This window comes from Catenuloplanes japonicus (assembly GCF_000717135.1).
Lineage (GTDB): Bacteria > Actinomycetota > Actinomycetes > Mycobacteriales > Micromonosporaceae > Catenuloplanes > Catenuloplanes japonicus.
The window spans coordinates 599,376-624,195 of record NZ_JNXY01000001.1; the positions used below are offsets into that span (position 1 = coordinate 599,376).

Consider the following 24,820-nt stretch of genomic DNA (forward strand, 5'->3'; position numbering starts at 1 on the left):
GGGTTCGTCTCGGCGTGCGCCGACGGTCCAGGAGTCCGCGTCGTCCGGTATTGCGGGGTGATCGGCCGGGTCTGCGGAGCCGTGCCGGCCGAACCCGCCGCACGCACGGGGAATCGCGCCGTGCCGCACCCGTCAGCGACACTATCGAGCCGCCCGCGGCAGCGGACTAGTATTTTCCCCACAGCTCGCCGGTCCGCGGCCGCCGCCCGGCCGGAATCTAGGCGAAGCCCCAACCCTCTGCCGGTACGGTGACGATCGACCGATGTCGAGACGGCAGGGGAGCAGATGAGCCAGAGGTACGGCCGCAGCCCGCTCTGGGAGCGCTACAACGACACCCAGGTCACCAAGGAGGCCGTCGCCGATCTGGCCGGCTTCAAGTCCGGCGACGTCAACTTCAAACTGGCGCTCTGGGACCCGCGGGTCAACGGCGTGCGCTACCTGAAGACGCTGATCTTCAACCTCGCCGCCGGTCTGAGCCCGGAGAACTGGGCACGGCTGCGCCGGATCGCCCGCCGCGACGTCGGCGACCCGTTCTCGATCACCTACGACGGCGAGGCGGTCTGCCTGGACTACCTGCAGGCCGTGCTGGAGCTGGAGTTCGTCGAGAGCCGGCTGGCGCTCGGCGGTGCGCGCGTGCTGGAGATCGGAGCCGGCTACGGCCGGACCTGCCACGCGATGTTGTCCAACCACGACCTCGCCGCGTACCACATCGTCGACCTGGAGAACTCGCTCGACCTGGCCCGCCGGTACCTCGGCGCGGTGCTCCTCCCGGAGCAGCTCGACCGGGTGCACTTCCACGACGTGGCGGAGGCGGAGGACGGCGGGGCCCTGCGCGCACTCCGCTTCGACCTGGCCGTCAACATCGACTCGTTCGCGGAGATGACGCCCGGCACGGTGCGCGCCTACCTGGACCTGATCGCCGCTCACGCCGACCATCTCTACGTCAACAACCCGGTCGGCAAGTACCTGGACCGGAGTCTGGACGGGCACTCCCAGGGCAGCGAGGTGGTCGAGCTGGCGTTGCGGACCGGCCTGCTGCGCGACATCGTGGACATCCACGACAACCGTGCCGTGGCGGCGCAGTCCCGCCGGTTCCTCGACGCCTACCGTCCCGCCCCCGGCTGGACGCCGATCGCAGACGCCAGGACCGTGCCGTGGAGCTTCTACTGGCAGGCGCTCTACCGGTCAGGGTCCTCCGGACGATGACGGACCGGCCGCTGATCGCGGTGCTCGGCGCCGCGGGGTTCGTGGGTTCTGCCGTGCTGGCCGCGCTGGCCGACCGGCCGGTGACGGTCCGCGCGGTCTCCCGTCGGCCCGCCGCGGTCCCGGCCGCCGGGGTCGCGGGGTTCGAGGTGGTCACCGCGGATCTCACCCGGGAGGGCGAGGTCGCCGCCGCGGTGGACGGCGCGCACGCCGTGATCAACCTGGTGCTCGACACGTCCGGGTGGCGGGGCGCGGACGGCAACGGCGCGGCCGAGCGGGTGATCGTGGGTGTGGTCCGTGACCTGGCCGATGCGGCGGCGCGGGCCCGGAGCGACGCGCCCGTGGTCGTCTTCGCCGGCTCGGCGTCGCAGGTGGGCCGGCCGCGTCGGCTGCCGGTCGACGGTACCGAGCCCGACCGGCCGGAGACCGTGTACGACCGGCAGAAGCTGGTCGCCGAGGCGCTGCTCGACCGGGCCACCGCCGACGGCGTGGTACGCGGGGTCACGCTGCGCCTGCCCACGGTCTTCGGGGCTGCCCGGCCGGGCGGCGGCGCCGACCGCGGCGTCGTGTCGACCATGATCCGCCGCGCGTTCGCCGGTGAGCCGCTGACCATGTGGCACGACGGCACGGTACGGCGGGAACTGCTGCACGTGGACGACGTGGCGGATGCGTTCGTCGCTGCGATCGGCCACGCGGACACCCTCTCCGGCCGACACTGGCCGCTGGGCGACCGGCACGGCGAACCGGTCGGTGACCTGTTCCGGACGATCGCCGCGCTGGTCGCCGCGGCGACCGGGCGTCCGCCGGTGCCGGTCGTCTCCGTGCCGCCGCCGGCCGCCGCCCGGCCGAGCGACTTCCACAGCATGGTGGTCGACGCGTCCGCCTTCACCGCCGTGACCGGCTGGCGTCCCCGGGTGAGCCTGCCTGAGGGGCTACGCCGCACCGTGCGGGAGCTTGGCCGGGCAGGATCTGGCCTCGATCTCGGTGCAGGCTTCGTACCGGGGGAGTAGGCCGGCCGCCCGCGCCTGGGCGAAGGTGACCGCGGTCCGGTCCCGCTCGGACAGGATCGGCTCGATGTCCTCCGGAACGGGCAGGCCGAGCGCGGGGTCGAGCGGGGACAGCGCCCGCTCGTTCTCGAACACGTACTCCGTGGAGAGGATGTACGACATCACCGTGTCGTCCTCCAGCGCCACGAACATGTGCGCCACCCCGGTCGGTAGGTACACCGATCTGAAGTCCCGGGAGTCGAGCACCACGCTGTCCCAGCGGCCGAAGGTGGGCGAGCCGACCCGGACGTCCAGCACCAGGTCGAGCACGCTGCCGTGCGGGCAGGAGACGAACTTGGCCGAGCCCGGCGGGGTCGTGGTGTAGTGCAGCCCTCGGACGACGCCCCGGCGGGAGACGCTGTAACTGGTCTGTGCGACCGGGAACAGCGGGTACCCGAGCGCCTCGATGAACGTCGTGTCCAGGTACGGCGAGAGGAAGACCCCCCGCGCGTCCGGGAAGACGTGCGGGGTGAAGACGTAGGCCCCTTCGACGGCCAACTCCGCTACGGTGTGCACGGGCGCGCTCAATTCCGCACGTGCACGTCTGGGACGTACAGGATCCATGCCCCGCCGGCCTGGCGGAACGCCTGCTCTTTCGCCATGATCTCCTCGGCGTGGTTCCAGGCGAAGAGCAGCGCGTAGTCCACCGCGGCGGCCGGGAACTCGTCGGCCGGCCGCACCGGGATGTGCGTGCCGGGGGTCAGCCGGCCCTGCTTGGCCGGCGTCGTGTCGTAGACGCAGGGCACCAGGTCCGGGCCGAGGCCGCAGAGGTTCGTCACGGTCGCGCTTTTCGCGGTCGCGCCGTACCCGGCCACCCGCCGGCCCTCCGCCCGTAGCCGTTCGAGCAGCGCCCGCAGGTCGTCGCGGATCCGGCCGACCTCGGTGGCGAACCGGTCCAGCCGGGCGAGCGTGGCGACCCCGGCCGCGTCCTCCTCGGCGATCAGCGCGGCGACGCGGTCCGCCGGGCGGCGCGCCCCCGCGCGGGCCAGCGTGTACCGGACCTCGCCGCCGTGCACGGGCAGCCGCTCCACGTCGACCAGCTCGAACCCGGACGACGCGGCCATCGCCTGGACGGAACGCGCCGAGAAGAGGAAGAAGTGCTCGTCGTAGATCTGGTCGAACGAGGTCTTCGCCAGGATGTCGCCCAGGTACGGGTCCTCGAAGACGAAGACGCCGCCCGGTGCCAGCAGCGCGTCCACGCCCCGCAGGATCGAGTCCAGGTAGGGGATGTGACAGATGGTGTTCGCCGCGTAGATCACATCGGCCGGGCCGTCGGTGTCCCGGACCGCGCGCGCGGTGGACTCCTCGAAGAAGTCGCCGCGTACCCGCAGGCCGGACGCGCGGGCGGCCTCCGCGACCTTGCCCGACGGTTCGAAGCCCAGGTGCCGGACGCCGGCCTCGTGGACGGTCCGCAGCATCACCCCGTCGTTGCAGCCGATCTCGACCACGAACGGGTCCGGGCCGGTGGCCTCCGTCTCCAGCAGCCACCGTGCGGTGTCCGCGAAGTGCTTCTGCATAACCGCGGAGCCGGACGAGTAGTACGGATAGTCCTCGTGGAACATGTGCTCCCGGGGGACCTCGTGCATCAGCTGCACCATGGTGCAGGCCTCGCAGGCGCCGACCTCGAGACGGAAGAAGTACTCCAGCTCGGTCTCCGACCCGGTCCGGAACCGGTCGGACAGCGGTTGCCGGCCGAGATCCAGGAACTGCAGGACGGTGCCGCCGCAGACCCGGCAGGTGCCCCGTGGCCGTACTGGGTTGGTCATCGTTGTTCTCCTCCAGTGCTGCCGGTGGGCTCAGAGTGCCGTGAGTACGTCGCGCAACGCGCTGATCACCGTGTCCTGCACGTCGATCGGCAGCGACGGGTACATCGGCAGGGAGAAAATCTCGCCGGCCAGCCGTTCGGTGACCGGCAGCGATCCGGCGGCGTAGCCGAGCTTCGCGAAGCCGGTCATGGTGTGCACCGGCCACGGGTAGCTGATGTTGAGTGTGATTCCGCGCCGGTTCAGCTGCGCCATGATGGTGTCCCGCCGGGGGTGGCGGACGACGTAGAGGTAGTAGACGTGGTCGTTGCCGGCGGTGGTCGAGGGCAGCGACAGCCCGGTCGCGGCCGCCACGTCGGCCAGCCCGGCGGCGTAGCGCTCGGCCACCGCCCGGCGCCCGGCGATGTACTCGTCGAGACGGCCCAGCTTGCGCCGGAGGATCTCGGCCTGCACCTCGTCCAGCCGGCTGTTGTGGCCGGGCGTCTGCACGACGTAGTAGACGTCCTCCATGCCGTAGTAGCGCAGCTGGCGCAGCTCCCGGTCCACGGCCTCGCCGCGGGTGAGCACCGCACCGCCGTCGCCGTACGCACCGAGCACCTTGGTCGGGTAGAAGGAGAACGCGGCCGCGTCGCCCATCGTCCCGGCCGGCCGCCCCCGGTGCCGCGCACCGTGCGACTGCGCACAGTCCTCCAGCACCAGCAGCCCGTGCTCGCGGGCAAGCCGTTCCAGCGGCGCCATCTCCACGCACTGCCCGTACAGGTGGACCGGGAGCAGCGCCCTGGTCGCGGGCGTGATCGCGTCGGCCACCCGGTCGGTGTCCATCAGATAGTCGTCCGCGCGGACGTCCACGAAGACCGGGGTGGCGCCGACCGCGTCGATCGCGAGCACCGTCGGCGCCGCGGTGTTCGCCACCGTGATCACCTCGTCGCCCGGCCCGACGCCCAGCGCCTGCAGCGCGAGCTTGATCGCGTTCGTCCCGTTGTCCACCGTGACGCAGTGCGGCACGCCGTGGTACTCGGCGAACTCGATCTCGAAGCCCCGCACGCTGCGCCCGAGCACCAGGTTGCCGGACTCGAAGACCGTCTCCACCGCGTCGAGCAGGTCGGACCGCTCCTTTTCGTACTCCGGCAGATAGTCCCACACTCGGATGGTCATGTTCGCCCTTCTTATGCCGGGGTCCGGGAGCGGAGCGCACGCACGCTCATGTAGTCGTTGTCCCGGTCGGCACCCAGCGCCTGGCCGCTCAGGTATTCGACACCGTCCACATAGCTGTACGGCTGCATGAAGCCGCCTGCCCGGACGTCGCGGTAGAGCCGCGCCAGCGGGTGCTGCCCGGCGTAGGCCTGGCCGCCGACCAGCGACAGGCAGTCGTCGACGACCGCCGGGGCCAGCTGGTTGATGGTCGTCTTGGCGTACTGGAACGGGGTCATCATCCCGCGCCCGCGCTCGTCGAGGTCGCCGCTGAGGTCGGCGGAGAGGGTGTCCGCATTGAGCAGCGCGGTGCCCGCGACGGCACGGAGCGTGTAGAGCCGGGTGTCGATGCCGGCCACCAGCGTACGGACCCCGGCCGGTGGCTCCGACCGGCGTCGCGCACACATCTCCACGGCGATGTCCCGCGCGGCCTGCGCGACGCCCGCGTAGATCCCGAGCATGGTGATCGAGCTGACGGTCTGCCCGGCCAGGACGGCGTCCCGCCGCGCGCCGGCCGCCCCGCGCTCGAGGACGTGGTCGGCGCTGACCGGGCAGTCGCGGAAGCTGACGTCGAGCGTGCCGGACGCCCGCATGCCGAGGCCGTCCCAGTGCTCGGCGACGGTCAGGCCGGGGGCGCCGCGGTGCACCACCGGAACGACCAGCCGCACGGTGCCGTCGGCCTCCCGGCGCTGGGCGTGCACGAAGAAGTGGGTGCCGATCGGCGCCATGCTGACCAGGATCTTGCGTCCGTTGAGCAGCCAGCCGCCGGCGCTGTCCGAGGTCAGCTCCGTGACGACGCCCGGTGCGTCCTTCAGGCCGCCGCAGACCGCGGCCTCCCCGGTCGCCATCGCGCGCAGTAGCCGCTCGGCCAGCGCCCGCACCGGCGGGGTGCCGTGCTGCCACTCGTAGGTCAGCGTGAGCCCGCGGCTGAGCTGGACGTGCAGGGCCAGCGCGGTCGAGGCGTCCGCCTCGGCCAGCCGCATGAGGGCCACAGCGACGTCGTACAACCGGTCGACGCCGAGGCCGCCGAGTTCGGCGGGCACGGTCGCGCCCATCAGGCCGAGCTTGGCAAACTGCTCGAACACCTCCACGGGGAAGGCGCTGTCCCGGTCGTTGTCCCCGGCCTCGGACCGGATTTGCGGAAGGACGCCGGTGAGTAGGTCGAGCATGGTGTGGCCCGCCGGTGTGATCGGTGCCCGCAGGTCGCCCGCCACCGGCGAATGCGCCGTTTCTTTAGCCATCGCCCGCTTCCGTTTGCGCTATTCCGGCCCTTGTCGCGTACGCGTCACCAAAGCCGCCATTGTGCGGCCCGGGTTTACCCGGACGGCAACGACACACAGTGGACCGTAAGTGGGTGTGTGGCGGTCAGCGTAACGCCGCACAGTGGACGCGGCGGCGAAGTCTAGGCGTATCACTCGAGCTTTATTCGCAGCCCTTTCCGGCGCGTACCCGATATCGCTTCCTTAAGGTCGGTGGGCGAGCGGGGCCAGCGCCTGGTGAAGGCAGAGCAGCGCCCAGATCTCCTGCCGGACGCCGGCCGGGCTCTGCGAGCGGGCGAGCACGGCCGTGCCGCGCGGCCCGGCCCCGACCGCCTCGAGCAGCCGCTCCGCCTGCCGGCCGGGACGGAGCGCCACGAGTTCCGCAGCCGGCCGGGCCCGCACGTCGAGCAGCGTGGTGACCAGGCGGACCGGTTCCCGCTCGATGACGCGCACGGTGACCGGATCGCCGTCCCCGGCTCGCGGCGGGCGGAGCACCGACAGGTAGCTGCCGTCCGGCAGCCGCTCGACGACCGGCAGGACGACCGCGTCCCCGGCGCGCCATGCCAGCTCGGCCCCCGTGCCGGCCGCATCGCGCCACAGCCGCCAGGTGAGGACGTCCGGTCCCGCGAGGACGAGCATTCCCGGGCCGAACGAGCCGAGCTGCCGGCTCGCCAGCTCGGCCGGCCCGGTCCGGTCGCCGTCGAAGGCGGCGCTCAGCAGGGCTCCGGTGCCGCAGTCCGCGTGTGTCAGCAGCCGGACCCGGGGGGTCGCGGCCGGGCCGGCGCCGAACCCGGCCCGGTTGGCCGGACTGCCGGGCAGGTCGACCGTGGCGCCGTCGATCGCGGTCGATCGCAGCCCGCGCCACCGGGATTGCGGCGTCCGCGCTCCCGCGGCCAGGTCCGCGGCCTCGGTGAACAGCAGCCGCAGCGGCTCGCTGCCCAGCCGGGCCCGTGCCTTGGCGATCGATCCGGACCAGGCCGCGTCCGCGCGCTCCGGCCCCGCTCCCGACCAGCGCAGACCCTCGGTCAGCCGGCGCAGCACGTCCTCGTAGCCGCGCTCGCGCCACAGCCACATCGCCATGGTGAGGTACGTGGTGAGCCGCGCTGGCAGCGCCCGCCGCCGCAGCTCCTGCGCGCCCGCGAGAGCGATCGCGCGGTCCACCACGTCCGGCGGGAACCGCGCGACCAGCACGCCGACCGCCACCCGGTCCGGCGCCGTGCCCCGTGCTGCCCGGCTGTTCCACTTCTCTCCGGCCACAGCGGACAATTCTAGACCGGAGGCGTTGCTAAGGAAGCGCGATCGCGCCTGTGCCGTCGACTCGGATCGATATACATTCGGCCGACACGGCACGGAGGTTCTCGTGAAGATTCTGTTTATCGCAGGGCCGACGAAGTCCAGCCTATTCGGGCTGGCCCCACTCGCGATCGCCACCCGGGCCGGTGGCCACCGGGTCGTCATGGCCTCCACCGCGGAGGTCGTGCCGACCGCGCTCGGCATCGGGCTGCCGGCCTTCCCGATGACTCCGTTGTCGTTCACCCACCTGATGACGGTGGGCCGGGACGGCGAGTCCCTGCGGATCCCGGCGGACGACGCGGACCTGAGCACGTTCGTCGGCCACATGTTCGGGCGGCTCGCCGCGGCCGGGCTGCCCGCGCTGCGGGACCTGGTGACGGGCTGGCGCCCGGACCTGATCGTCGGCGGCCCGCACGCCTACGCCGCGCCGCTGCTCGCCGCGGAGTTCGGTGTGCCGTGCGTGCGTCACCTGCTCACCGGCAACACCATCGATCGCGAGGGTACGCACCCGGGGGTGGACGAGGAGCTGCGGCCCGAGCTGGCCGGTCTCGGCCTGGACCGGGTTCCCGGCTTCGACCTGGCAATCGACATCTTCCCGGCGAGCACGCGGATCGACGAGGTGACGCCCGGTCAGCCCGTGTGCCCGATGCGGTGGATCCCGACGAACGAGCAGGGCGCGGCGGAACCGTGGATGCTGGCCCGGGGCACGCGGCGGCGCGTCCTCGTCACGGCCGGGAGCCTGGTGACCCGGACGCACAACTTCGCGTTCCTGAGCGGCCTGGCCCGCACCTTCGCGGCGCTCGACGTCGAGCTGGTCATCGCGGCCCCGGAGGACGTCGGCGCCGCGCTGCGCGACGAGCCCGGCGTGCTGCACGCCGGTTGGATCCCGTTAGACCTGATCATGCCTACCTGCGACCTGATCGTGCACCACTCCGGCACGATGACCGCGCTGACCGCGCTGCACGCCGGTGTGCCGCAGCTGATCGTGCCGCAGGAGAGCCGATTCATCGAGTGGGCGCAGAACCTGGCGGTGCTGGGGACCGCGATCATGCTGCGGCCCGGTGAGGCCGACCCGGAGCTGCTGGCCAGTGCCGGAAAATCGCTGCTCACCGAGGCGTCGTACGCCGATGCGGCCGCCTCGCTCGCGGCCGAGATCGCCGAGATGCCGCTGCCCGGCGAGATCCTCGGCGTGCTGGAGGACCTGGTGGCGAAGGGACCGGCATGCGGGTCCTCGTGACGGGCGGCGCCGGCTTCATCGGGTCGCACCTGGTCGATGCGTTGCTGGCGCGCGGTGACACCGTGACGGTGGTCGACGACCTCTCCACCGGGCGGGACGCCAGGCTGGCGGCCGGCACCGACCTGCGCCGCGAGTCGATCACGGACACGACCGCGCTGACCGTGCTGGCCCGCCAGGTGCGTCCGGGCCTGATCTGTCACCTCGCCGCGCAGGCCGACGTCCGGATGTCGGTCGCGGACGTGGCCGGGGACACCGGGGTGAACATCCTCGGCACGGTCAGCGTGCTGGAGGCGGCGCGGGCCGCCGGCGCCCGGGTCGTCTTCGCCTCCACCGGCGGAGCCCTGTACGGCGCGATCGACGCGATGCCGTCCCCGGAGGACGCCAGGCCCGAGCCGGCGGCGCCGTACGGTGCCGCCAAGTACTGCGCGGAGCAATATCTCGGCCTCTACAACCGGCTCTACGGCACGGCCCACGCGGTCCTGCGGCTGGGCAACGTCTACGGGCCCCGCCAGGATCCGGCCGGTGAGGCCGGGGTGGTCTCGATCTTCTGCGGCAGCGTGCTGGCGGGGCGGCGGCCCACTGTCTTCGGCGACGGCAAGCAGACCCGCGACTACGTCTACGTCGGCGATGTCGTGGACGCGTTCCTGCGCGCGGCCGACCACGGCGGCGCGGGTGTGTGGAACATCGGCACCGGCGTCTCCGCGACGATCCTGGAGTTGCTGGAGGCCATCGGGCGGACGTCGGGCCAGGCCGTGCAGCCGGTGTTCGAGGCCGCTCGTCTCGGCGAGTTGCAGCACTCCGCGCTCGACGTGACCCGGGCCGGCCGGGACCTGGGCTGGACCGCGCGGACCGCGCTGGCCGAGGGGATCACCAAGGTCTACCGGTGGATCGAGGACCGGGAGCCGGTGCGCGGCGGGCCGTGAGGACGGCGCGGGGCCACCGGCGATCGGCGGCCCCGCGGGAGGATCAGGCCGTCTTCAGCCAGGGCCGGGGTTCCGGATCGACGACCTCGGCCGGCCGTCCCATGAAGACCAGCACGTACGCCCGGCGAGGCTGATCCGTCTGGTTCGGGCCGGCGTAGTGCGGCGCGCGGAAGTCGTGGATGACCGCCGCGCCGGCCTCCAGCGGGCAGGCGACCGCGTCCGAGTCGTCGACCTCGTCCGTCATCAGCCCTTCGATCCGGTCGTCGTGGTCGATGTGGTGGTGCGGCAGCACGGGGTGGAGATGTCCGCCCGGGATGTACTGCAGGCATCCGCTCTCCACGGTGGCGCCGTCCAGCGGTGTCCAGATGCTCAGCCCCCGCCACTTCCACTTCGGGTCCATGTACGCCTCGTCCTGGTGCCACGGCGTCGGCGCTCCGTACCGCGGCGGTTTGAGGATCGCGTGCCCGTAGAAGTCGAGCTCGTCCTCGGGAATGTTCAGGAACGTGGACGCGATCGTGCGGCATCGCGCGAAGTGTGCACTTTCCAGCAATTCAGGAGCGTATTTCTCCGGCTTGATGATCTGCGGGAGCTTGGCCGGTCCGTCGGCATCGTCACGCCCCGCGATGTCCCGGTAGTCGGCTGTCCGGGGTACCGCGTAATCCGCGAACAGCTTGTCGTAGACGCCGCGCAGCCATGCGACTTCCGGGTCGTCGGCGAGCCGCGGAAGAGTGGTGAAGCCATCGCGCCGATAGGCCTCGATCTGGTGTTCGTCGATCTCGAAGTCCAGGGTCTCACTGCGCATTCGCTTGCCTCCTGGAATAGCGACTTTGTGCGAGACGATACGCGACAGGTCACCGTCCGAACGCGAGTCGACGAGCGAGAATAGGGAAAAACCTAGTGATGACTGGCGAGATGCCCGATGCTTCGCGAAAGGCTCGATCGGCCATAACTCACCGTGCGACGATCGCCCGGATATCACCGACGACACGGGAGTGATTGGCCATGACCGAATACGGCGCCGTGGCGCTGGATGTCGGCGGGGTGATCTACTACGACGAGCCATTCGAGCTGGCCTGGTTGCAGTCGACGTACGACCTGCTCCACGCCGCCGATCGGGCGATCACCCGGTCCGTCTTCATCGCGCAGATGGAGTGCTTCTACCGTTCTCCGGCGGATGGTTCCGCCGGCCGGACGCTGCTGCATTCGCCGGCCGGCGCGGACGCCTGGGCGCGGGTCCGGCTGGCCTGGACGGAGCTCGCGCAGGAGATGCCGGGGGCGGTCCGGGCGGCGATCGGGCTGGCCCGCGGGGCGCAGGCCGTGATCGTGGCGAACCAGCCGCCGGAATGTATGCGGGTGCTGGAGGCCTGGGGACTGGCCGAGGCCTGTGCCGCGGTCTTCCTGGACTCGCTGACCGGCGTCGCCAAACCCGACCCGGCGCTGCTGCGGCTGGCCCTGGACCACCTCGGCACCGACCCCGCGGACCTGCTGGTCGTCGGGAACCGGGTGGATCACGATGTCGTGCCGGCGCGCGCGCTCGGCTGCCCGGTCGCGTTCGTCCTCGCCGACCCCGGCTATCGGACGCCGCCCGGGGTGCACCCGGACCTGGAGCGGGCGTACACGTCGCTGCGGGCCGTCCGGACCGCGCCACCGGCCGGCGACGACGCGCGGGTGCGCACGATACCGTCGCTGGCCGCCCTGAGCCGCCGGCCGGCCGCCGGACCGCTCCCGGTCGCACCTGCCGAGGCGTCGTGACCACGGTACGGGTGCGGCAGTGCGCGGCGGCGGTGATCGGCGCCACCGGGTTCATCGGCTCCCGGCTCGTCGCCGAGCTCACCAGCTCGGGGCACCCGGTCGCCCGGTTCAACCAGGCACATCCTCCGGTGGTCGGCGGGCGCGCGGCTCCCGGTCTCTGCGACGCCGAGATAGTCCTGTTCCTCGCCGCGCGGCTGAGCCCGGCGCTGGCGGAGCGGCATCCGGAGCAGATCACCGCCGAGCGGAAGCTGCTCGTCGACGTGCTGGAGGTGCTCCGCCGGTCCGGCCGGTCCCCGGTGTTCGTCCTGGCGAGCTCGGGCGGCACGGTCTACTCGCCGGATGTCTGGCCACCGTACGCGGAGTCCGCGCCGACCCGGCCCACGTCGGCGTACGGCCGGGCCAAGCTCCGGCTGGAGGGGGAGCTGCTGGCCCATGCCGCGCACGTCCGCCCGGTGGTCCTGCGGCTCAGCAACGTCTACGGGCCGGGGCAGCGGCCTGCGCACGGGTACGGCGTGCTGTCGCACTGGCTGGACGCCGCGGCCAGGCGGCAGCCGGTCAGGGTCTTCGGCGATGCCGACGTGGTGCGTGACTACGTGCACGTGGACGATGTCGCCGGCATCCTGACCATGCTGCACCGCCGCACCGCCGACCTCGGCCTGGACGACATCCCGGCCGTGCTCAACGTGGGCTCCGGCGCACCGACCTCGCTGAACGACCTGCTGGGCATCGTGTCCACCGTGGTCGACCGGCGGATCGAGGTGGTGCGTGAGGGCGGCCGCCAGTTCGACCGGCGCGGGAACTGGTTGGACTCCTCGCTGGCCCACACCGCGCTGGGCTGGAAGGCCCAGATCGGGCTGACCGACGGTGTGCGCGAGTGCTGGCGCCACCTCCTCGACGAGCGGGCCGGCCGGTGACGGCGGGGCCGGCCTCCGTCCACCGGAACCGGCCTTCGTGCACCGTCACCGGCCTCGGGCCACCGGTGCCACGCAGCGGCGGCTGCGCCTCTATCGCCGCAGCAGGCCGTGCAGCACGCCCCAGCCGGTCACCGCGCCGTAGAGGCAGGCGAGCGGCAGGCGCCAGCGGGATTCCGGCGCGGTCCGATGCCGGTCCCACTCCTTGCGCAGCCCGGCCCGCGCCTGGCCGCGGCCGGCCTCGCACCGGCCCTGCCAGTACGCCCGCCGCAGCAGGTAGCGCAGGGTCAGCCGGGCGGGGTCCACGTCGTGCGTCACGGAGCAGTCCGGCAGCAGCTGCTCCCGGGCTCCCGCGTCCTTCATCATCTTGACGAAGGTGGTGTCCTCACCGGACTGGAGGTTGCCGCCCGTGCGGCTCAGCGCCAGGTTGAACGAGATGCCGTTGGCGTGCGCGAACGCGGTGTCCACGGCCATGCAGGCGCCCCAGATCTTGATGTCGCGGTCGTCCCGGTGCCAGCCGAGCAGATGGAACTGGCCGGACGTCACGAACCACGGCAGCGGGAGCGGCGGGCGGGCGAGACGGGTGCCGGCGACGTGCGCACCCGCCCGCAGGCTTTCCCGGATCGCGGTGACGGCCTTGGCGTCGAGCCGCACGTCGTCGTCGACGAACATCACGTGGTGGTTCGGCCAGCGGGCCAGCATGAGGTTGCGCGACGCGGACAGGCCGCCGGTGGTACCGAGCACGTGCATCGTCCCGCCGGCCGCGCCGACCTCGGCGGCGACCTCCTCCGCCGCCGAGGTGACCGGCCGGTCCAGCTGGACGAAGTACTCGTCGTCGGCCAGCTGAGCCATATTGTGGTGCAGGTGTTTGCGTACGTTCTCGACGTGGAAAGCGCAGATCGCCACCACCATCGGGAGACCGGCCGGATCTGTTTTCCTCTTTCCCATGTGGCCTCGAATCGTCCCTTGCCGATGAATAGGTCGTCAGGTGGTGCGACCAGCCGGGCGGACGGCCGCGGGAACGGCTCATTCGAGCGTCTCGCGACGGACCTCCGGCGGCCAGGTGCCGACGGTGAGAATCCCGAGAGAGTAGACCTTGGCGATGAGCGCGGGCCGATTGGGGACACGGAGGTTCTGCAGCAGTCTGCTGACGTGGTACTCGACACCCTGGCGACTCAGGTAGACCTTGTTTGCGATGTGCACGGTCCGTTCGCCGGCGGCGATGCTCTCGATAATGCGAGCATCCAGTTCGGAGAGTGACAGTTTGAGGCTCACAACCCGGTCTCCATCCCTCGTGAGGTACGACGTTGCACTATGTCAACCCATGGCGTACTTGTTCATGGTGTTTCCGCTCGCCTTAAATGTGTGTGGTCGCGGCGGACCGGGCGCGGTCGTGCCGTCGCCAGGAAAGATATTCTTATGAAGCGTTGCTGCCAGTCGGGCCGATGAGGCCCGAGGCGCGCGGGACGATCTGATGGCTCCCTCGTGATGGGAAGCTCTACACGCGTTCACTCCACGTGGTGCGCATGAATGCGCCATCCAGATTGACCGGCAACCATGTCATCTGTGTTTCATGAGAATGTTCGCCCCGTGTCACCTGAAACACTCCACATTGCTAGCGGTGAATAGACTGCTGAACTGTCCGACCGTGGTGGCACGCTGACGGAATGTTGCATCAGCCTAACCGAACTCCTCCGCCGGTGTCTTCCTCGGGCTGGCGTCGATCGTCGATAGATCAATCGTTGAAGATCATCTAGCGCTTGCCCGCCGGCCGCGACATGTCCGAAAGATACTCATTTGGCGGTGATGATCGAGTCTCTGCGTGGCGCCCGTTCCGCCTGCTCGGGCTCGGCTTTCCGGCCGGCTCCGCCGTCTCCCGGCCGCGCTCCGGCCGGTCTGGCGGAGGGCTGGAGATTTACCCGTGGGTCCTAGGGAATTCCCTAGCTGTGGTTGCTTCGCGGCAATTGCCGCCCGCTGATTGGCGTGCGAGCCGCGGTGCCGGCGCCCGCGCAGAATGCTGGGCGCGCGATTTCAGTACGGCAACGTGGGAATTGTGAATAGAGGTTTAATCGGCGTAGGTGGGGCCTCCCCGCCGGGAAGCCGGGGAGGCCCCACCCATCAGTTCTCCGCGGTGGCGGTGAGGACCGCGCGGCCCAGGATGTGGCCGGCGATGTTGAAGCCGAGATACGCGGGCGTGGCCTCGGCCGGTATGCCGATCTTCGCGGTGCCGAGCGCGTGGACGACGATCACGTACCGGTGCGGGCCGTGCCCGGCCGGCGGGGCCGCGCCGATGTAGCGAGCCAGCCGCGCGTCGTTGGGCAGCTGATATGCGCCGTCCGGGATTCCCGAGCCGGTGTCGTCGCCCGCGCCCTCGGCCAGGCTGGTGACCGACGCCGGGATGTCCGCGACCGCCCAGTGCCAGAAGCCGGAGCCGGTCGGCGCATCCGGGTCGTAGACGGTGACGGCGTAGCTCTGCGTGCCCTCCGGCGCGCCGGACCAGGACAGCTGCGGTGACAGGTCCTTGCCGGCCCGCTGCGCGTCCGCGAAGGGCGCGCCGTCCTCGACGCTCGTGCTGGTGACCGTGAAGGCCGGCACCTCGGGCAGCCGTGCGAACGGGTCGTTCATGGGGTGGTCCTCTCGAAGGTCGGTGAGCCAACGAGATCGACGATAGCACTGAAAATCGATTATCCGTCAAATGGTCTACGATGCTGGCCATGGGTGAGCGCAAACAGATGCTGTCCGGGCGGATCTACACCGTGCTCCGGGAGGCGATCCTGCGCGGCGACTTCGCCCCCGGAGACGCCCTGAAACCCCAGGAACTCGCGGGTACGCACGGCGTCAGCCTCGCCGTCGTCCGGGAGGCCCTGGTCCGGCTGGTCGGCGACGGCCTCGCGGACCGGCTGACCAACCGCGGCTTCGCGGTCCCCACCCAGTCCGACCGGCGCTGGCAGGATCTCGCCGAGGCCCGCCGCCTGATCGAGCCGGCCGCGCTCCGCCTCGCCATCGTCCGCGGCGACCTGGAGTGGGAGTCCCGCGTGCGCGCCGCCCACCACCGGCTGGCGCGCACGCCCGCGCTCGACCCGGACGGCTCGCACCTCAGCGCGGACTGGTCCCGCGCCCACCACGACTTCCATCGCGCGCTGCTGGACGGCTGCGGCAACACCGTGCTCCTGGAGACGTTCGACCGCCTCTGGCTCGGTGCCGAGCTCACCCGCCGCTGGTCCGCCGACCGCAACCCGTCCCGCGACTACGTGGGCGAGCACCGCGCACTGGAGGAGGCCGCACTGGCCCGCGACGCCGACCTGGCCGCCTCGCTGCTGGAGGCGCACCTCTCCCTCACCGCAGCGGACCTGGTCAGGCCGTGAGGCACCGGCCGGTCAGGTCGTGAGCGGGCAGCCGGCTCTGCGCCGAGTCGCGGACGGGCTCCGCCCATGGCGTGAGTGCGCGTCGCTCACACCGTGAGTGCGCGCTCCGCGATCTCGCGGGTGGGCGCGTCGAACAGCACCAGCCGGGCCAGCTCCACCGTGGACCCGCCGTGGTCGCGCAGGACCGTGAGCGCCTGCGCGATCGCGTCCTCCTTCGGCCACCGGTACACGCCGGACGAGATCAGCGGGAACGCGATCGTCCGCGCCCCGAGCCCGCCCGCGACCGCCAGCGACGCGGTGTAGCAGGCCCGCAGCAGCGGCGACCGGTCCTCCTCCGCACTGAACACCGGCCCGACCGTGTGGATCACCCACCGTGCCGGCAGCCGCCCCGCGGTGGTCGCCACCGCCTTCCCGACGGCCAGCCCCCGCCCGTAGTGCCCGGCCCGCAGCGCGCGGCACTCCTCCAGGATCGCCGGCCCGCCCCTGCGGTGGATCGCGCCGTCGACGCCGCCGCCCCCGAGCAGCGACGAGTTCGCCGCATTGACGACAGCGTCCACCCGCTCGATCGTGATGTCCCCGGTCGCCAGCTCGATGCGCATACCGAGCAGTCTGCTGACGTGCCCGCCCGCGCGGCAACCGTTATTCGCCGTGTCGATCCGGGGCCTGCGCCGCGGAACGTCGCCGGAGGAATATGCTGTGGACGCAATTATCACGGACTTCCGCGCGAGGAGCCCGCACGTGCAGCAGGCAGGTCTCGTGCGCGCACGTCGCGCCGACGGGCTCCGGGTCAGGCAGCAACCGTTCGGTGCGGTGGTCTACGTACCGGGGCGGGATCGGTTCTTCGCGCTCGACCGCCGCCACGCGGATCTGCTGCGCGGTATCGGCACCACGCTGACCGGGATCATGCCGCCGGACGAGACCGAGGCGTTCCGCGCGCTCGCGGAGCTCGGCATCTGTGTGACCGATCCGCCCACGCCGGAGCTCCCGCACGCGGCCCGCGCGCACGTCGGAGACGTCCCGGACGTGCCGGTGCTCACGCCGTACCCCCTGGTGGTGAATTGTTTTACGACCGCCCACTGCCCGCTGCGCTGCACGTATTGTCACGCGGACGACCTGATGTCCGGCTATCGCGACGACGAGCGGGACGCGGGGCTGCGCGAGGTGATCCGGGTGGCGGCCGCGACGCCGGCCATGGTCGGCGTGGTCACCGGTGGTGAGCCGCTGGCCCGGCCGGACCGCGCGGAACGCCTGATCACGGCGCTGGCGGGGGAGAAGGCGGTCGTGCTGGACACGTCCGGCGTCGGGGACTTCCCGCGGCTGCTGCCGTTGCTGCGCCGGCACGCGGTGCACGTGCGCGTCTCCGTGGACAGCGCGGATCCGGCCGTCAACGACGCGCTGCGACCGATCAATCCGGGGTACGTCGGCCGCTGGGTCAGCGCCCACACCAGCGCGCTGGACACGCTGCGCCGTGCGGTGCGGGCCGGCGTGCCGTGCAGCGCGCAGACCGTGGTCACCACGCGCAACGGGGACCTGGACGGCCTGCTCCGGCTGCGGGACCTGCTGGTGGCCGCGGGCGTGCGCACCTGGGTGCTGCACACGGTGGTGCCGGCCGGCAAGGCCGCGATGCCGGGCCGGGCGGGGCTGCTCACCGGGCCGGGCACGAGCACGGTCCTGGCCGAGCTGGCGCGGCGCACCGCGGAGGACGGGGCGCCGATCGACGTGCGGGTGACCGGCACGCACCGGGCGCCGCACTCGGTGCTGCTGATCAGCGCGGCCGGTGAGCTCGCGGTCGAGGATCCGGCGCGCCGGGGCAAGACGGTGTCACGGGTGCCGCGGCTGTTCGCACGGCAGGCGGTGCTGCGCCGGTTCCGCGCGCTGGTGGACGCGCGCGGGCACGCGGACCGCTACCTCAACGGGACGCTGGACGTGTCGTCGCCGGTCAGGCTGCCGACCGGATGATGCGCTGCCGGGTGACCCACACGTGGGCCGCCTCCAGCACGACCTTGATCGGCTGCACGTCCGTGCCCGCGGACCGGATCGACCGGGCCGGGACCACCCAGCCGGCCTCGGTGCTGGTCATCTCGCGCAGCCAGTGCGGCAGGAGCGAGAGCAGGTTGTCGGCCGCGAACGTGCGGATCAGCTCCGCGCCGGCGGTCAGACGGACGGCGGTGTGCGCGGGCGCGGGATCGCCGGCACACCAGGCGTCGAACTCGGCGACCGTGTCGGCGCCGGCCAGGTAGGCGGTCAGCTCTCTGCCGAGCGCCGCCGTGCACCGGCCCGCGAGACCGGGCAGCTCCGTCGTGGAAGGACTCAGCGCCGTGATAGTGGCCATGGGGAAAGAGTACCCGGCCTACTCGAAACGGAACACGTCCAGACGTCCTATCCCGGTTCCGCCGCCGTACCAGAGCGCGGCCTGGTCCGCGAGCGCGTCCAGTGCGGGCGCACCGCCCTCCCACGCGGCCATGAAGCCGGCCCAGGAGTCCAGCACGAAGCCGTCGGCCTCGGGCGGCGTGGTCCCGGTGAGGTAGTTCGGCAGCAGCACCGCGTTCTGCAGCAGCCAGGGCACGTAGCGGCCGTCCGCGTCCCAGCCGGGCACCGCGACGGTCTCGTCCAGGTGGTCGCGCAGCGTCTGGGCCGAGTCCCAGCGCAGCATCTCGGACTTGTGCGTCAGGCTGGTGATGTGCGGGTTGTAGAGCTGCGCGATGCCGAACCGGTACATCTCGCGCCACTGCTCCCAGAACAGCGCCTCGTCCCGCCCGCCGAGCGTCATGATCGAGTTCGCCGGGCGTTCCAGCAGCAGGTGGTGCAGGTAGGACCACATGGTCATCGGCGTGAGCAGCCGGTTCGTGTTGCGGCGCAGCAGGGACTGGACGATCTCCCAGGACCGTGACTCCAGCTCGTGCGGGGCCACGTTCGGCACCGCTTTGATCGAGGCCAGCACGCTGTAGAGCGACGGGTTGTGCTCGCCGTAGAAGTCCCGCGCCACGGCCCACGGGTCGATCGGGCGCAGCAGGTGCTCCGGCGACGGCGACTCGTGCTGCTGCCGGATGAACTCCGACAGCGAGACGAACTCCACGTTCAGGCCGGGCGCGGTCGCGGTGATCCACCGCCGCAGGTTCGCCTCGAACAGCGAGCCGACCAGGTCCGGCTCGCGGATGCCGAAGTCGTCCAGGCACACCACCAGCTCCGCCCCACGCGCGGCCAGCGCGCCCGCGACCAGGGCCTGCGCCATGTGGATCACCGAGGTGCGCTCGCGCAGCCGGACCGGCCAGAAGATCAGCGACGGCGTGCCGGACTCCGGCGCCTGGAACTGCCAGCCGAACCGCCGTTCCAGCTGCCGGATCAGGCCCAGGAAGCTTTCCGGCGGCGTACCGGCCGGGTGCGAGACGATCTCCCGCTCCCAGAGCGGATGCCGGTGCCGGTGACGCGGACCGGCCGACCGGGGGATCACGGTGACACCGAGCCGCGCGGCCAGTCCGGACAGCAGTCGCTCGCCCTCCACGCCGGGGAAGCACTCCACCCGCTGGACGCCCTCGCTCTTCAGCTGCTCGGTACGCCGGGCCGCCCCCTCGGCATCATCCGTGTGCTGCGCCCACAGCACCGTGATCGGCCGCTGCTTGGCCACCTCGATCAGCGCGGACGTGATCGTGCCCGCCCAGTCGCTGCTGCCCAGCACCAGCACGATGTCGCCGGTGATCAGGTCCGCGACCGGGCCGACCTTCGGCGTGCGGACGAACCGGGCCGGGTCGTGCACCAGCGGTGTGCGGTCGCCGCGGACCACCGGGCGCCAGAAGCCGTGCAGGTGGAAGACACGTACGGCGCCGTCGTAGCCGGTGCGGGGGTCCCAGCGGCCGTCTATGTCCAGCGGCGTGGTGATCGCCCGCCCGCTGGCGGTACGGATCGCGACCTCCAGCTGCGGGTCGAAGTTCGTGGTCAGGATGCGGTTGTCGAACGCGCCGGGCAGCCCGGCCAGCACCGCGCCGAGCGCCTCCACCGCGGGCGACAGCATCCAGGAGCCGAGATCGTTCTCCAGGTCCTCGCCCAGGTCCGCGGTCACCCGCTGCCAGATGCCGTGCGTGGCCAGCGGCCCGGCCAGCCGGTCCGGCGGACGGTACTTCTCCAGCACGGACTGCTGCGCGATCACGTCGAAGCCGTCGCCGCCCACCCAGTTCGCGAAGATCCGCCGGTACTCGGTGTAGAGGTCGGTGTGCGCGCCCTCGCCCAGGCGGGCCCGCGCCATCTGCAGCATGCGGGTGAGGTCGCCACCGTCGCTGCGGCCGACCGCGTACTGCTCGGCGAGCCGGAGCACGTCACCGACGCCGGGGGTGGCGTCCGCGCCGATGCCGGAGCCGAGGATGAGCGTGATCTGCTCCTCGCGCTGGAAGGAGTCGTACAGCCGGTCGGCGAGGAGCTGCTCGGAAGTCATGTTCGATACTTTCGTGGCGGGGACGGGGGAGGTTTACAGCTCTCCCCTCGGATCGTCGGCGGCGGCCCGGACCAGGACGCCGCTGTCCAGATAGGACTCCAGCTCACCGGGGGACCATCCGAAGTACCCGCTGAACACCCGGATCCACGCGAACGTGTGCCGCACCTCCTCCGGCGACGTGGCCAGCGACAGCACGCCGAGCCGATCGCGGATCGGGGTGAACTGCGGCGGTGGCGTGGCCGCGGGACGCGTCTGCGCCAGCGCGATGAAGCCGTCCCGGGCGACCGGTCCGCCGTACCGCACGCCGGCCTCGGTGAGCCGTTCCCGCCAGGCGGGCGCGAACTCGTCCGGCAGCGGGGAGGCGCGGCCGTCCAGGTCCACGCCGATCGCGCCGGTGTCGTCGTGCCGCAGCACCAGGATCCGGCCGCCGGCCAGGTCCCGGTCCGCGACGCCGCGGCCGCCGCGCAGGATCACGCCGGCCAGGTCCTCCTTGCTCAGCGCCGCGTTGCGGACCAGGCCGACGCTGCCGCCCGCATTGCGTTCCCGCAGCTCCGGGCGTTCGAAACCGCGGGCGGTGAGCGCGGTGCGGACCCGTCGCCAGATCGCGGCCATGGTCAGCACCGGGTCGCCGCCCGGGATGCCGTCGCGCAGCACCCGCAGCAGCTCGCCGGTGAACGCGGTGTACTTCTCGCCCTCGGGCGCGGCCGCGCGCCGGTTCGACGGCGCGGACACGAACAGGCAGGTCCGGTCCAGCTCGGCCACGTCCGCGACCTCGTCGGTGCCGCCGGTCCCGGCCGACATCAGGCCGTCGGCCCGGCCCGCGTAACAGCAGTCCAGGATCACCACGCGACGGGTCGCGGCCGCGCCGGCCATGGCGCGGCCGACCCAGTCGTAGGGCAGGCCCGCCTCGTCCGGCACCTCGGGCTCGCACTCGGCCAGCGCCAGGATCAGCTGCCCGTTGATCGGGTCGATCAGGCCGTGCCCGGCGTAGTAGACCAGCAGCAGCCCGCCCTCGGTGACGGACGCCGCAGCCGTGCGGATCGCGCGGCCGACCTCGCGGGGACTGGTCACGTCCAGCACCACGTGGCAGTTCTCCGGCGGGAGGCCCCACAGCTGCGGGTCGCGCAGCAACTCGGCGAGCGCGGCCACGTTCGCCGCCACGGAGGGCAGCGCGGGCAGGCGGGTGTAGGTGGTGGCGCCGATCAGCACCACCTGGGAAGCGGCCGGATCGGCCAGATCCGAACGCGTCATGACCCGCCGAGCTCGCGCATCGCCGCCGCGACCGCGCCCGGATCCGACGTCTCGATCGTGACGGTCCGGCCGTCCTCGGTCTCCCGCGTGATGGTCACGGTCGGTGCCGGGTGCCGGGTGTCCCTCCATTGGGCGACCGCGAGCCCGATCTGCAGCAGCGTCAGGCCGCTGCCGGCGAGCAGGCTCAGCAACTCGATGCCGGCGCCCATGTCCTCGTTGCCGGTGGTGTCCGCGTACCGAAGATCGCCGTGTGTCCGCACGTCACGCTCCTGTTGCAACCAGGACCGCAGATTCCGTACGTCGTCGGGGTTGTCCCCCTGCACCCGGAGTCGTACCCGCACCGCGTCGTTCTCCATCCGGCAACTGTATGGAACAGCGACAATAGCTGATGTCAGTGGGGGCTGACCTTCACCGTCCGATCGTCCCACCAGGACGCCGCGCGCATCGTGGCGATCAGCCGTGCCTGTGCCTCCGCGTCCTGCTTGTCGATGAAGAGCACGCCGTCCAGGTGGTCGGTCTCGTGCTGGATGCACCGCGCCATCAGGCCCGCGCCGACGACCTGCACCGGGTCGCCGAGCTTCGTGTATCCCTTGGCCGCCACGTTCATCCGGCGCCTGGTGTCGAGGTAGATGCCCGGAATGGACAGACAGCCCTCGGGTCCGCGCTGCTCCTCCTCGTCCGGGAACTCCAGCACCGGGTTGACCAGGTGGTCCAGCCGCAGATCGTTGCCGGGCAGGTCCGGATTGAGGGCGAACACGCGCAGGCTCACGCCCAGCTGCGGTGCGGCCAGCCCCGCGCCACCGGAGGCGACCAGCGTCTCGCTCAGGTCTGTGATCAGCTGGTCCAGCTCCGCGTCGAACGCGGTCACCGGCTCCGCGATCAACCGCAACACCGGATCCTCGACGGTACGAATGGGAAGTACGCTCACCGGACGATCTCCTCAGCATCGCTCTTGTGGTCCACGTTCGACGGCACAGTACTGCGCGGTGTTCGCGTGAATCACATCGATCCCGCGGCGCGTCGCTCGGCTGCCCGGCGGCAGTCCGCGACTACCGTGCGCGGGTGACGATTCGGCCACTCTCCGGCGCGGTGCGGTGATATCGTATGAAAAGTCAGCACATACCGCCCAGAACGGTCGGCCAGCAGCCATGACGCCGTCCCATCATGAGCCCTTCGCCGACCAGGTCGGGCAGCTGATCGCGGACCTCTACCGCTCCCACGACGGCCTGAGCGCACGCGCCGTCGCGCTCGCGGACGCGGCCGCCGCCGCGGGGAACACCCGCTGGGCCGACCTCGCCCGGCTCGTCGTCGCGGACGTGGACAACCGCAACGGGCGCGCGGACGAGGGCGTCACGCTCGCCCGCAGGGTGCTCTCCGCCACCGAGGACCGCGTGGTCCGCGCGCATGCGCACGCGGTCGTCTCCGGAGGGCTGTGGCGGGTCGGCGACAACGATCGTGCGGTCCGGCACGCCCTGCAGGCGATGCGCATGCTCGAGGAGGGCGACCCGCTGCCGGTGCGCGCCGATCACGCGCTGGTCCTGGCCGCGATGGTCAACGCGCAGCGGCCCGGCCGGATCTCGACCGAGGAGTTCGAGGTGGCGCAGGCGCTCGCCGAGGCGTCCGGGCAACCCTCGATGATCATCGTGAATCTGAACAACTGGGCCTGGTGCGCCTGCGCCGCGGGCGACCTCACCACCGCCCGCGCGATGGTCGCCCGGCTCCAGGCCTGCGCGGAGTCCACCGGCACGCAGCTGAGCAGCTCGGTCGCGGACACGGTCGCGCGCGTACTGCTGGAGAGCGGCGAGTTCGACGAGGCCGAGCGGATGATCGTCTACGCGGCCGAGCAGGCCCCCACGACCGACTCGGACGCGATCCCGGCCGCACTGATCACGCTCGCCGAGATCCAGTACCGGGACGGCGACTGGGCCGGGGGCCTGCGCACCCTCGACCGCTGCCGGGCGATCGCGGCCCGCAACGGCGTCGCGGACACCGCCGTGGCCGCGCTCCGCCAGATCGCGGTCGGGCAGGCCGGGCTCGGCGATTTCGAGGCCGCCTACCGCACGATGGTCGAGTTCCACGACGCGTGGACGTTGCGCCGCTCGCAGCAGAGCGAGCTGGTCGCCCGGTTCGCGCACGCGCAGTTCGCCGTCGAGGAGTTCCGCGCGCTCGCCGAACGCGACCCGCTCACCGGCCTGCCCAACCGGCGCGGCTTCGACGCGGGCCTGCAGGCCGCGCTCGCCGCCGCCGAGCCGGTGTGCGTAGCACTCGTCGATCTCGACCACTTCAAACAGGTCAACGACACCTACTCGCACGCGGTCGGCGACGATGTGCTGCGCAGCATCGCCGACCTGCTCGGCGCGGTCCCGGGGGTGGCCGGCCGGCAGGGCGGCGAGGAGTTCGTGCTGATGCTGCGCTCGGGCCTGGACGACGCGGTGCGCGCCTGCGAGCGGCTGCGGCACGCGGTCGAGGCCCACGAGTGGCAGGACATCGCGGCCGGGCTGTCCGTCACCGCCAGCATCGGCGTCGCGGAGATCCGCCCCGGTGAGGAACCCTCCGAGGCGATGGGCCGCGCCGACGCGCTGCTCTACGCCGCGAAGCGCGAGGGCCGCAACCGCGTCCGCGCGTGACCGGGTTCTGCTTCCCTTTGTTCGGGCCGGGAGCGGCGCGGACCGGCCGTGCCGGGGCAGAATGCAGCCATGACCGACATCGTGACCGAGGTGGACACCGGCCCGCGCCGGGTCTCCCGCCGCGCCCTGGTGAACGCGCCCGCCGCCGAACTGTTCGCGCTGGTCGCGGATCCGCACCGGCACCCGGAGCTGGACGGCTCCGGGACGGTCCGTCGTGAGGCGGTCGAGGGGCCGCACCAGCTCTCGGAGGGCGCGCGCTTCACGGTTCCGATGCGGCAGTTCGGGATGCCGTACAAGATCACATCGGTGGTGACCGCGTTCGCGCAGGACCGGCTGATCGAATGGCGGCATCCGCTGGGGCACCGGTGGCGGTGGGAGTTCGCCGCGCAGACGCCGGGGCGTACCGAGGTCACCGAGACGTTCGACTACAGCACGTCACGGGCTCCGTGGATGGCGCCGCTGCTCGGCTTCCCGGCCCAGAACGCCAAGGGCATCACGGCGACTCTGGCAGCGCTGGTCGCGCGCTATCCGGACGCGTGAGATGCCTCCGGCGGGCCGTCACCTTTCTAGCTG

The 24,820-nt window shown here is 71.9% G+C and carries 25 protein-coding genes; 10 read left to right on the forward strand and 15 right to left on the reverse strand.

Annotation, left to right across the window (positions count from 1 at the left end; translation table 11 throughout):
• Positions 1 to 285 precede the first annotated feature (285 nt).
• Entirely contained in the window at positions 286 to 1,206 is a 921-nt protein-coding gene (locus tag OP04_RS02810; RefSeq protein WP_033337747.1) for a putative sugar O-methyltransferase, read from the forward strand.
• A complete protein-coding gene (locus OP04_RS02815) occupies positions 1,203 to 2,213 on the forward strand; it encodes an NAD-dependent epimerase/dehydratase family protein (RefSeq protein ID WP_051796983.1) in 1,011 nt (336 codons plus the stop codon). Before OP04_RS02810 ends, OP04_RS02815 begins: the two co-directional genes overlap by 4 nt.
• Here the strand turns inward: OP04_RS02815 and OP04_RS02820 are convergent.
• From OP04_RS02820 to OP04_RS02840, 5 genes are all read right to left on the reverse strand, one after another.
• Positions 2,136 to 2,813 carry a dTDP-4-dehydrorhamnose 3,5-epimerase family protein gene (locus tag OP04_RS02820; RefSeq protein ID WP_085066159.1) on the reverse strand — a complete coding sequence of 226 codons (678 nt, stop codon included), beginning with the start codon at positions 2,811 to 2,813 and terminating at the stop codon, positions 2,136 to 2,138. The genes OP04_RS02815 and OP04_RS02820 overlap by 78 nt on opposite strands.
• Positions 2,774 to 4,015: a class I SAM-dependent methyltransferase gene (locus tag OP04_RS02825; protein WP_033337749.1), complete on the reverse strand. Its 1,242-nt coding sequence runs from the start codon at positions 4,013 to 4,015 to the stop codon at positions 2,774 to 2,776. Before OP04_RS02825 ends, OP04_RS02820 begins: the two co-directional genes overlap by 40 nt.
• Before the next feature lie 30 nt (positions 4,016 to 4,045).
• On the reverse strand, positions 4,046 to 5,167 hold the full coding sequence (locus tag OP04_RS02830; protein WP_033337750.1) for a DegT/DnrJ/EryC1/StrS family aminotransferase: 1,122 nt from the start codon (positions 5,165 to 5,167) through the stop codon (positions 4,046 to 4,048).
• A gap of 11 nt (positions 5,168 to 5,178) precedes the next feature.
• On the reverse strand, positions 5,179 to 6,444 hold the full coding sequence (gene evdC / locus OP04_RS02835; protein WP_033337751.1) for an L-evernosamine nitrososynthase: 1,266 nt from the start codon (positions 6,442 to 6,444) through the stop codon (positions 5,179 to 5,181).
• 222 nt (positions 6,445 to 6,666) lie between these two features.
• Positions 6,667 to 7,719, reverse strand: a complete 1,053-nt coding sequence (locus tag OP04_RS02840) for a transposase domain-containing protein (RefSeq protein ID WP_198153665.1) — start codon at positions 7,717 to 7,719, stop codon at positions 6,667 to 6,669.
• Between the two features lie 103 nt (positions 7,720 to 7,822).
• Between OP04_RS02840 and OP04_RS02845 the strand changes: the two genes are divergently transcribed.
• Together OP04_RS02845 and OP04_RS02850 are read left to right on the forward strand one after the other, a co-directional pair.
• On the forward strand, positions 7,823 to 8,992 hold the full coding sequence (locus OP04_RS02845; protein WP_085066161.1) for a nucleotide disphospho-sugar-binding domain-containing protein: 1,170 nt from the start codon (positions 7,823 to 7,825) through the stop codon (positions 8,990 to 8,992).
• Positions 8,977 to 9,915, forward strand: a complete 939-nt coding sequence (locus tag OP04_RS02850) for an NAD-dependent epimerase/dehydratase family protein (protein ID WP_033337752.1) — start codon at positions 8,977 to 8,979, stop codon at positions 9,913 to 9,915. The genes OP04_RS02845 and OP04_RS02850 overlap by 16 nt, the downstream gene beginning before the upstream one ends.
• Positions 9,916 to 9,958: 43 nt before the next feature.
• Here the strand turns inward: OP04_RS02850 and OP04_RS02855 are convergent, their stop codons facing one another.
• Positions 9,959 to 10,717 carry a phytanoyl-CoA dioxygenase family protein gene (locus OP04_RS02855; protein WP_033337753.1) on the reverse strand — a complete coding sequence of 253 codons (759 nt, stop codon included), beginning with the start codon at positions 10,715 to 10,717 and terminating at the stop codon, positions 9,959 to 9,961.
• A gap of 200 nt (positions 10,718 to 10,917) precedes the next feature.
• Between OP04_RS02855 and OP04_RS54455 the strand changes: the two genes are divergently transcribed.
• Positions 10,918 to 11,667 (forward strand): HAD family hydrolase, encoded by a 750-nt coding sequence (locus OP04_RS54455; RefSeq protein ID WP_051796986.1) that lies wholly within the window; start codon positions 10,918 to 10,920, stop codon positions 11,665 to 11,667.
• Complete coding sequence (locus OP04_RS02865) at positions 11,664 to 12,581, forward strand: NAD-dependent epimerase/dehydratase family protein (protein ID WP_033337754.1); 918 nt, start codon at positions 11,664 to 11,666, stop codon at positions 12,579 to 12,581. Before OP04_RS54455 ends, OP04_RS02865 begins: the two co-directional genes overlap by 4 nt.
• 90 nt (positions 12,582 to 12,671) lie before the next feature.
• On the opposite strand, the gene OP04_RS02870 is transcribed toward OP04_RS02865, so the two are convergent.
• The 3 genes from OP04_RS02870 to OP04_RS02880 form a co-directional block, all read right to left on the reverse strand.
• Complete coding sequence (locus OP04_RS02870; protein ID WP_232323442.1) at positions 12,672 to 13,526, reverse strand: glycosyl hydrolase; 855 nt, start codon at positions 13,524 to 13,526, stop codon at positions 12,672 to 12,674.
• Between the two features lie 78 nt (positions 13,527 to 13,604).
• Entirely contained in the window at positions 13,605 to 13,853 is a 249-nt protein-coding gene (locus tag OP04_RS02875; RefSeq protein ID WP_033337756.1) for a LuxR C-terminal-related transcriptional regulator, read from the reverse strand.
• An 843-nt stretch (positions 13,854 to 14,696) separates the two neighbouring features.
• On the reverse strand, positions 14,697 to 15,203 hold the full coding sequence (locus tag OP04_RS02880; RefSeq protein ID WP_033337757.1) for a YbhB/YbcL family Raf kinase inhibitor-like protein: 507 nt from the start codon (positions 15,201 to 15,203) through the stop codon (positions 14,697 to 14,699).
• Positions 15,204 to 15,292: 89 nt separating this feature from the next.
• Between OP04_RS02880 and OP04_RS02885 the strand changes: the two genes are divergently transcribed.
• Entirely contained in the window at positions 15,293 to 15,943 is a 651-nt protein-coding gene (locus tag OP04_RS02885; protein ID WP_198153666.1) for a GntR family transcriptional regulator, read from the forward strand.
• Between the two features lie 86 nt (positions 15,944 to 16,029).
• Here the strand turns inward: OP04_RS02885 and OP04_RS02890 are convergent, their stop codons facing one another.
• Positions 16,030 to 16,542: an O-acetyl-ADP-ribose deacetylase gene (locus OP04_RS02890; RefSeq protein WP_033337759.1), complete on the reverse strand. Its 513-nt coding sequence runs from the start codon at positions 16,540 to 16,542 to the stop codon at positions 16,030 to 16,032.
• 97 nt (positions 16,543 to 16,639) lie between these two features.
• On the opposite strand from OP04_RS02890, the gene OP04_RS02895 reads away from it, so the two are divergent.
• Entirely contained in the window at positions 16,640 to 17,902 is a 1,263-nt protein-coding gene (locus OP04_RS02895; RefSeq protein ID WP_198153667.1) for a radical SAM protein, read from the forward strand.
• Here OP04_RS02895 and OP04_RS02900 read toward each other — a convergent pair.
• Genes OP04_RS02900 through def form a run of 5 tightly spaced genes read right to left on the reverse strand, consistent with a single transcriptional unit; the run spans position 17,883 to position 22,548 of the window.
• Positions 17,883 to 18,275 carry a hypothetical protein gene (locus OP04_RS02900; RefSeq protein ID WP_033337761.1) on the reverse strand — a complete coding sequence of 131 codons (393 nt, stop codon included), beginning with the start codon at positions 18,273 to 18,275 and terminating at the stop codon, positions 17,883 to 17,885. The genes OP04_RS02895 and OP04_RS02900 overlap by 20 nt on opposite strands.
• Before the next feature lie 18 nt (positions 18,276 to 18,293).
• Positions 18,294 to 20,369, reverse strand: a complete 2,076-nt coding sequence (locus OP04_RS02905; protein ID WP_033337762.1) for a hypothetical protein — start codon at positions 20,367 to 20,369, stop codon at positions 18,294 to 18,296.
• A gap of 33 nt (positions 20,370 to 20,402) precedes the next feature.
• The gene (locus tag OP04_RS49070) at positions 20,403 to 21,620 is read right to left on the reverse strand and encodes a YqgE/AlgH family protein (protein ID WP_051796987.1); all 1,218 of its coding nucleotides are present in this window, start codon (positions 21,618 to 21,620) and stop codon (positions 20,403 to 20,405) included.
• Positions 21,617 to 21,976, reverse strand: a complete 360-nt coding sequence (locus OP04_RS54460) for an effector-associated constant component EACC1 (protein ID WP_033337763.1) — start codon at positions 21,974 to 21,976, stop codon at positions 21,617 to 21,619. Before OP04_RS54460 ends, OP04_RS49070 begins: the two co-directional genes overlap by 4 nt.
• 35 nt (positions 21,977 to 22,011) lie before the next feature.
• Positions 22,012 to 22,548, reverse strand: a complete 537-nt coding sequence (gene def, locus OP04_RS02920) for a peptide deformylase (protein WP_033337764.1) — start codon at positions 22,546 to 22,548, stop codon at positions 22,012 to 22,014.
• 220 nt (positions 22,549 to 22,768) lie between these two features.
• Between def and OP04_RS02925 the strand changes: the two genes are divergently transcribed.
• On the forward strand, positions 22,769 to 24,247 hold the full coding sequence (locus OP04_RS02925; protein ID WP_033337765.1) for a GGDEF domain-containing protein: 1,479 nt from the start codon (positions 22,769 to 22,771) through the stop codon (positions 24,245 to 24,247).
• Between the two features lie 69 nt (positions 24,248 to 24,316).
• Positions 24,317 to 24,787 (forward strand): SRPBCC family protein, encoded by a 471-nt coding sequence (locus OP04_RS02930; RefSeq protein ID WP_033337766.1) that lies wholly within the window; start codon positions 24,317 to 24,319, stop codon positions 24,785 to 24,787.
• Positions 24,788 to 24,820: the final 33 nt, after the last annotated feature.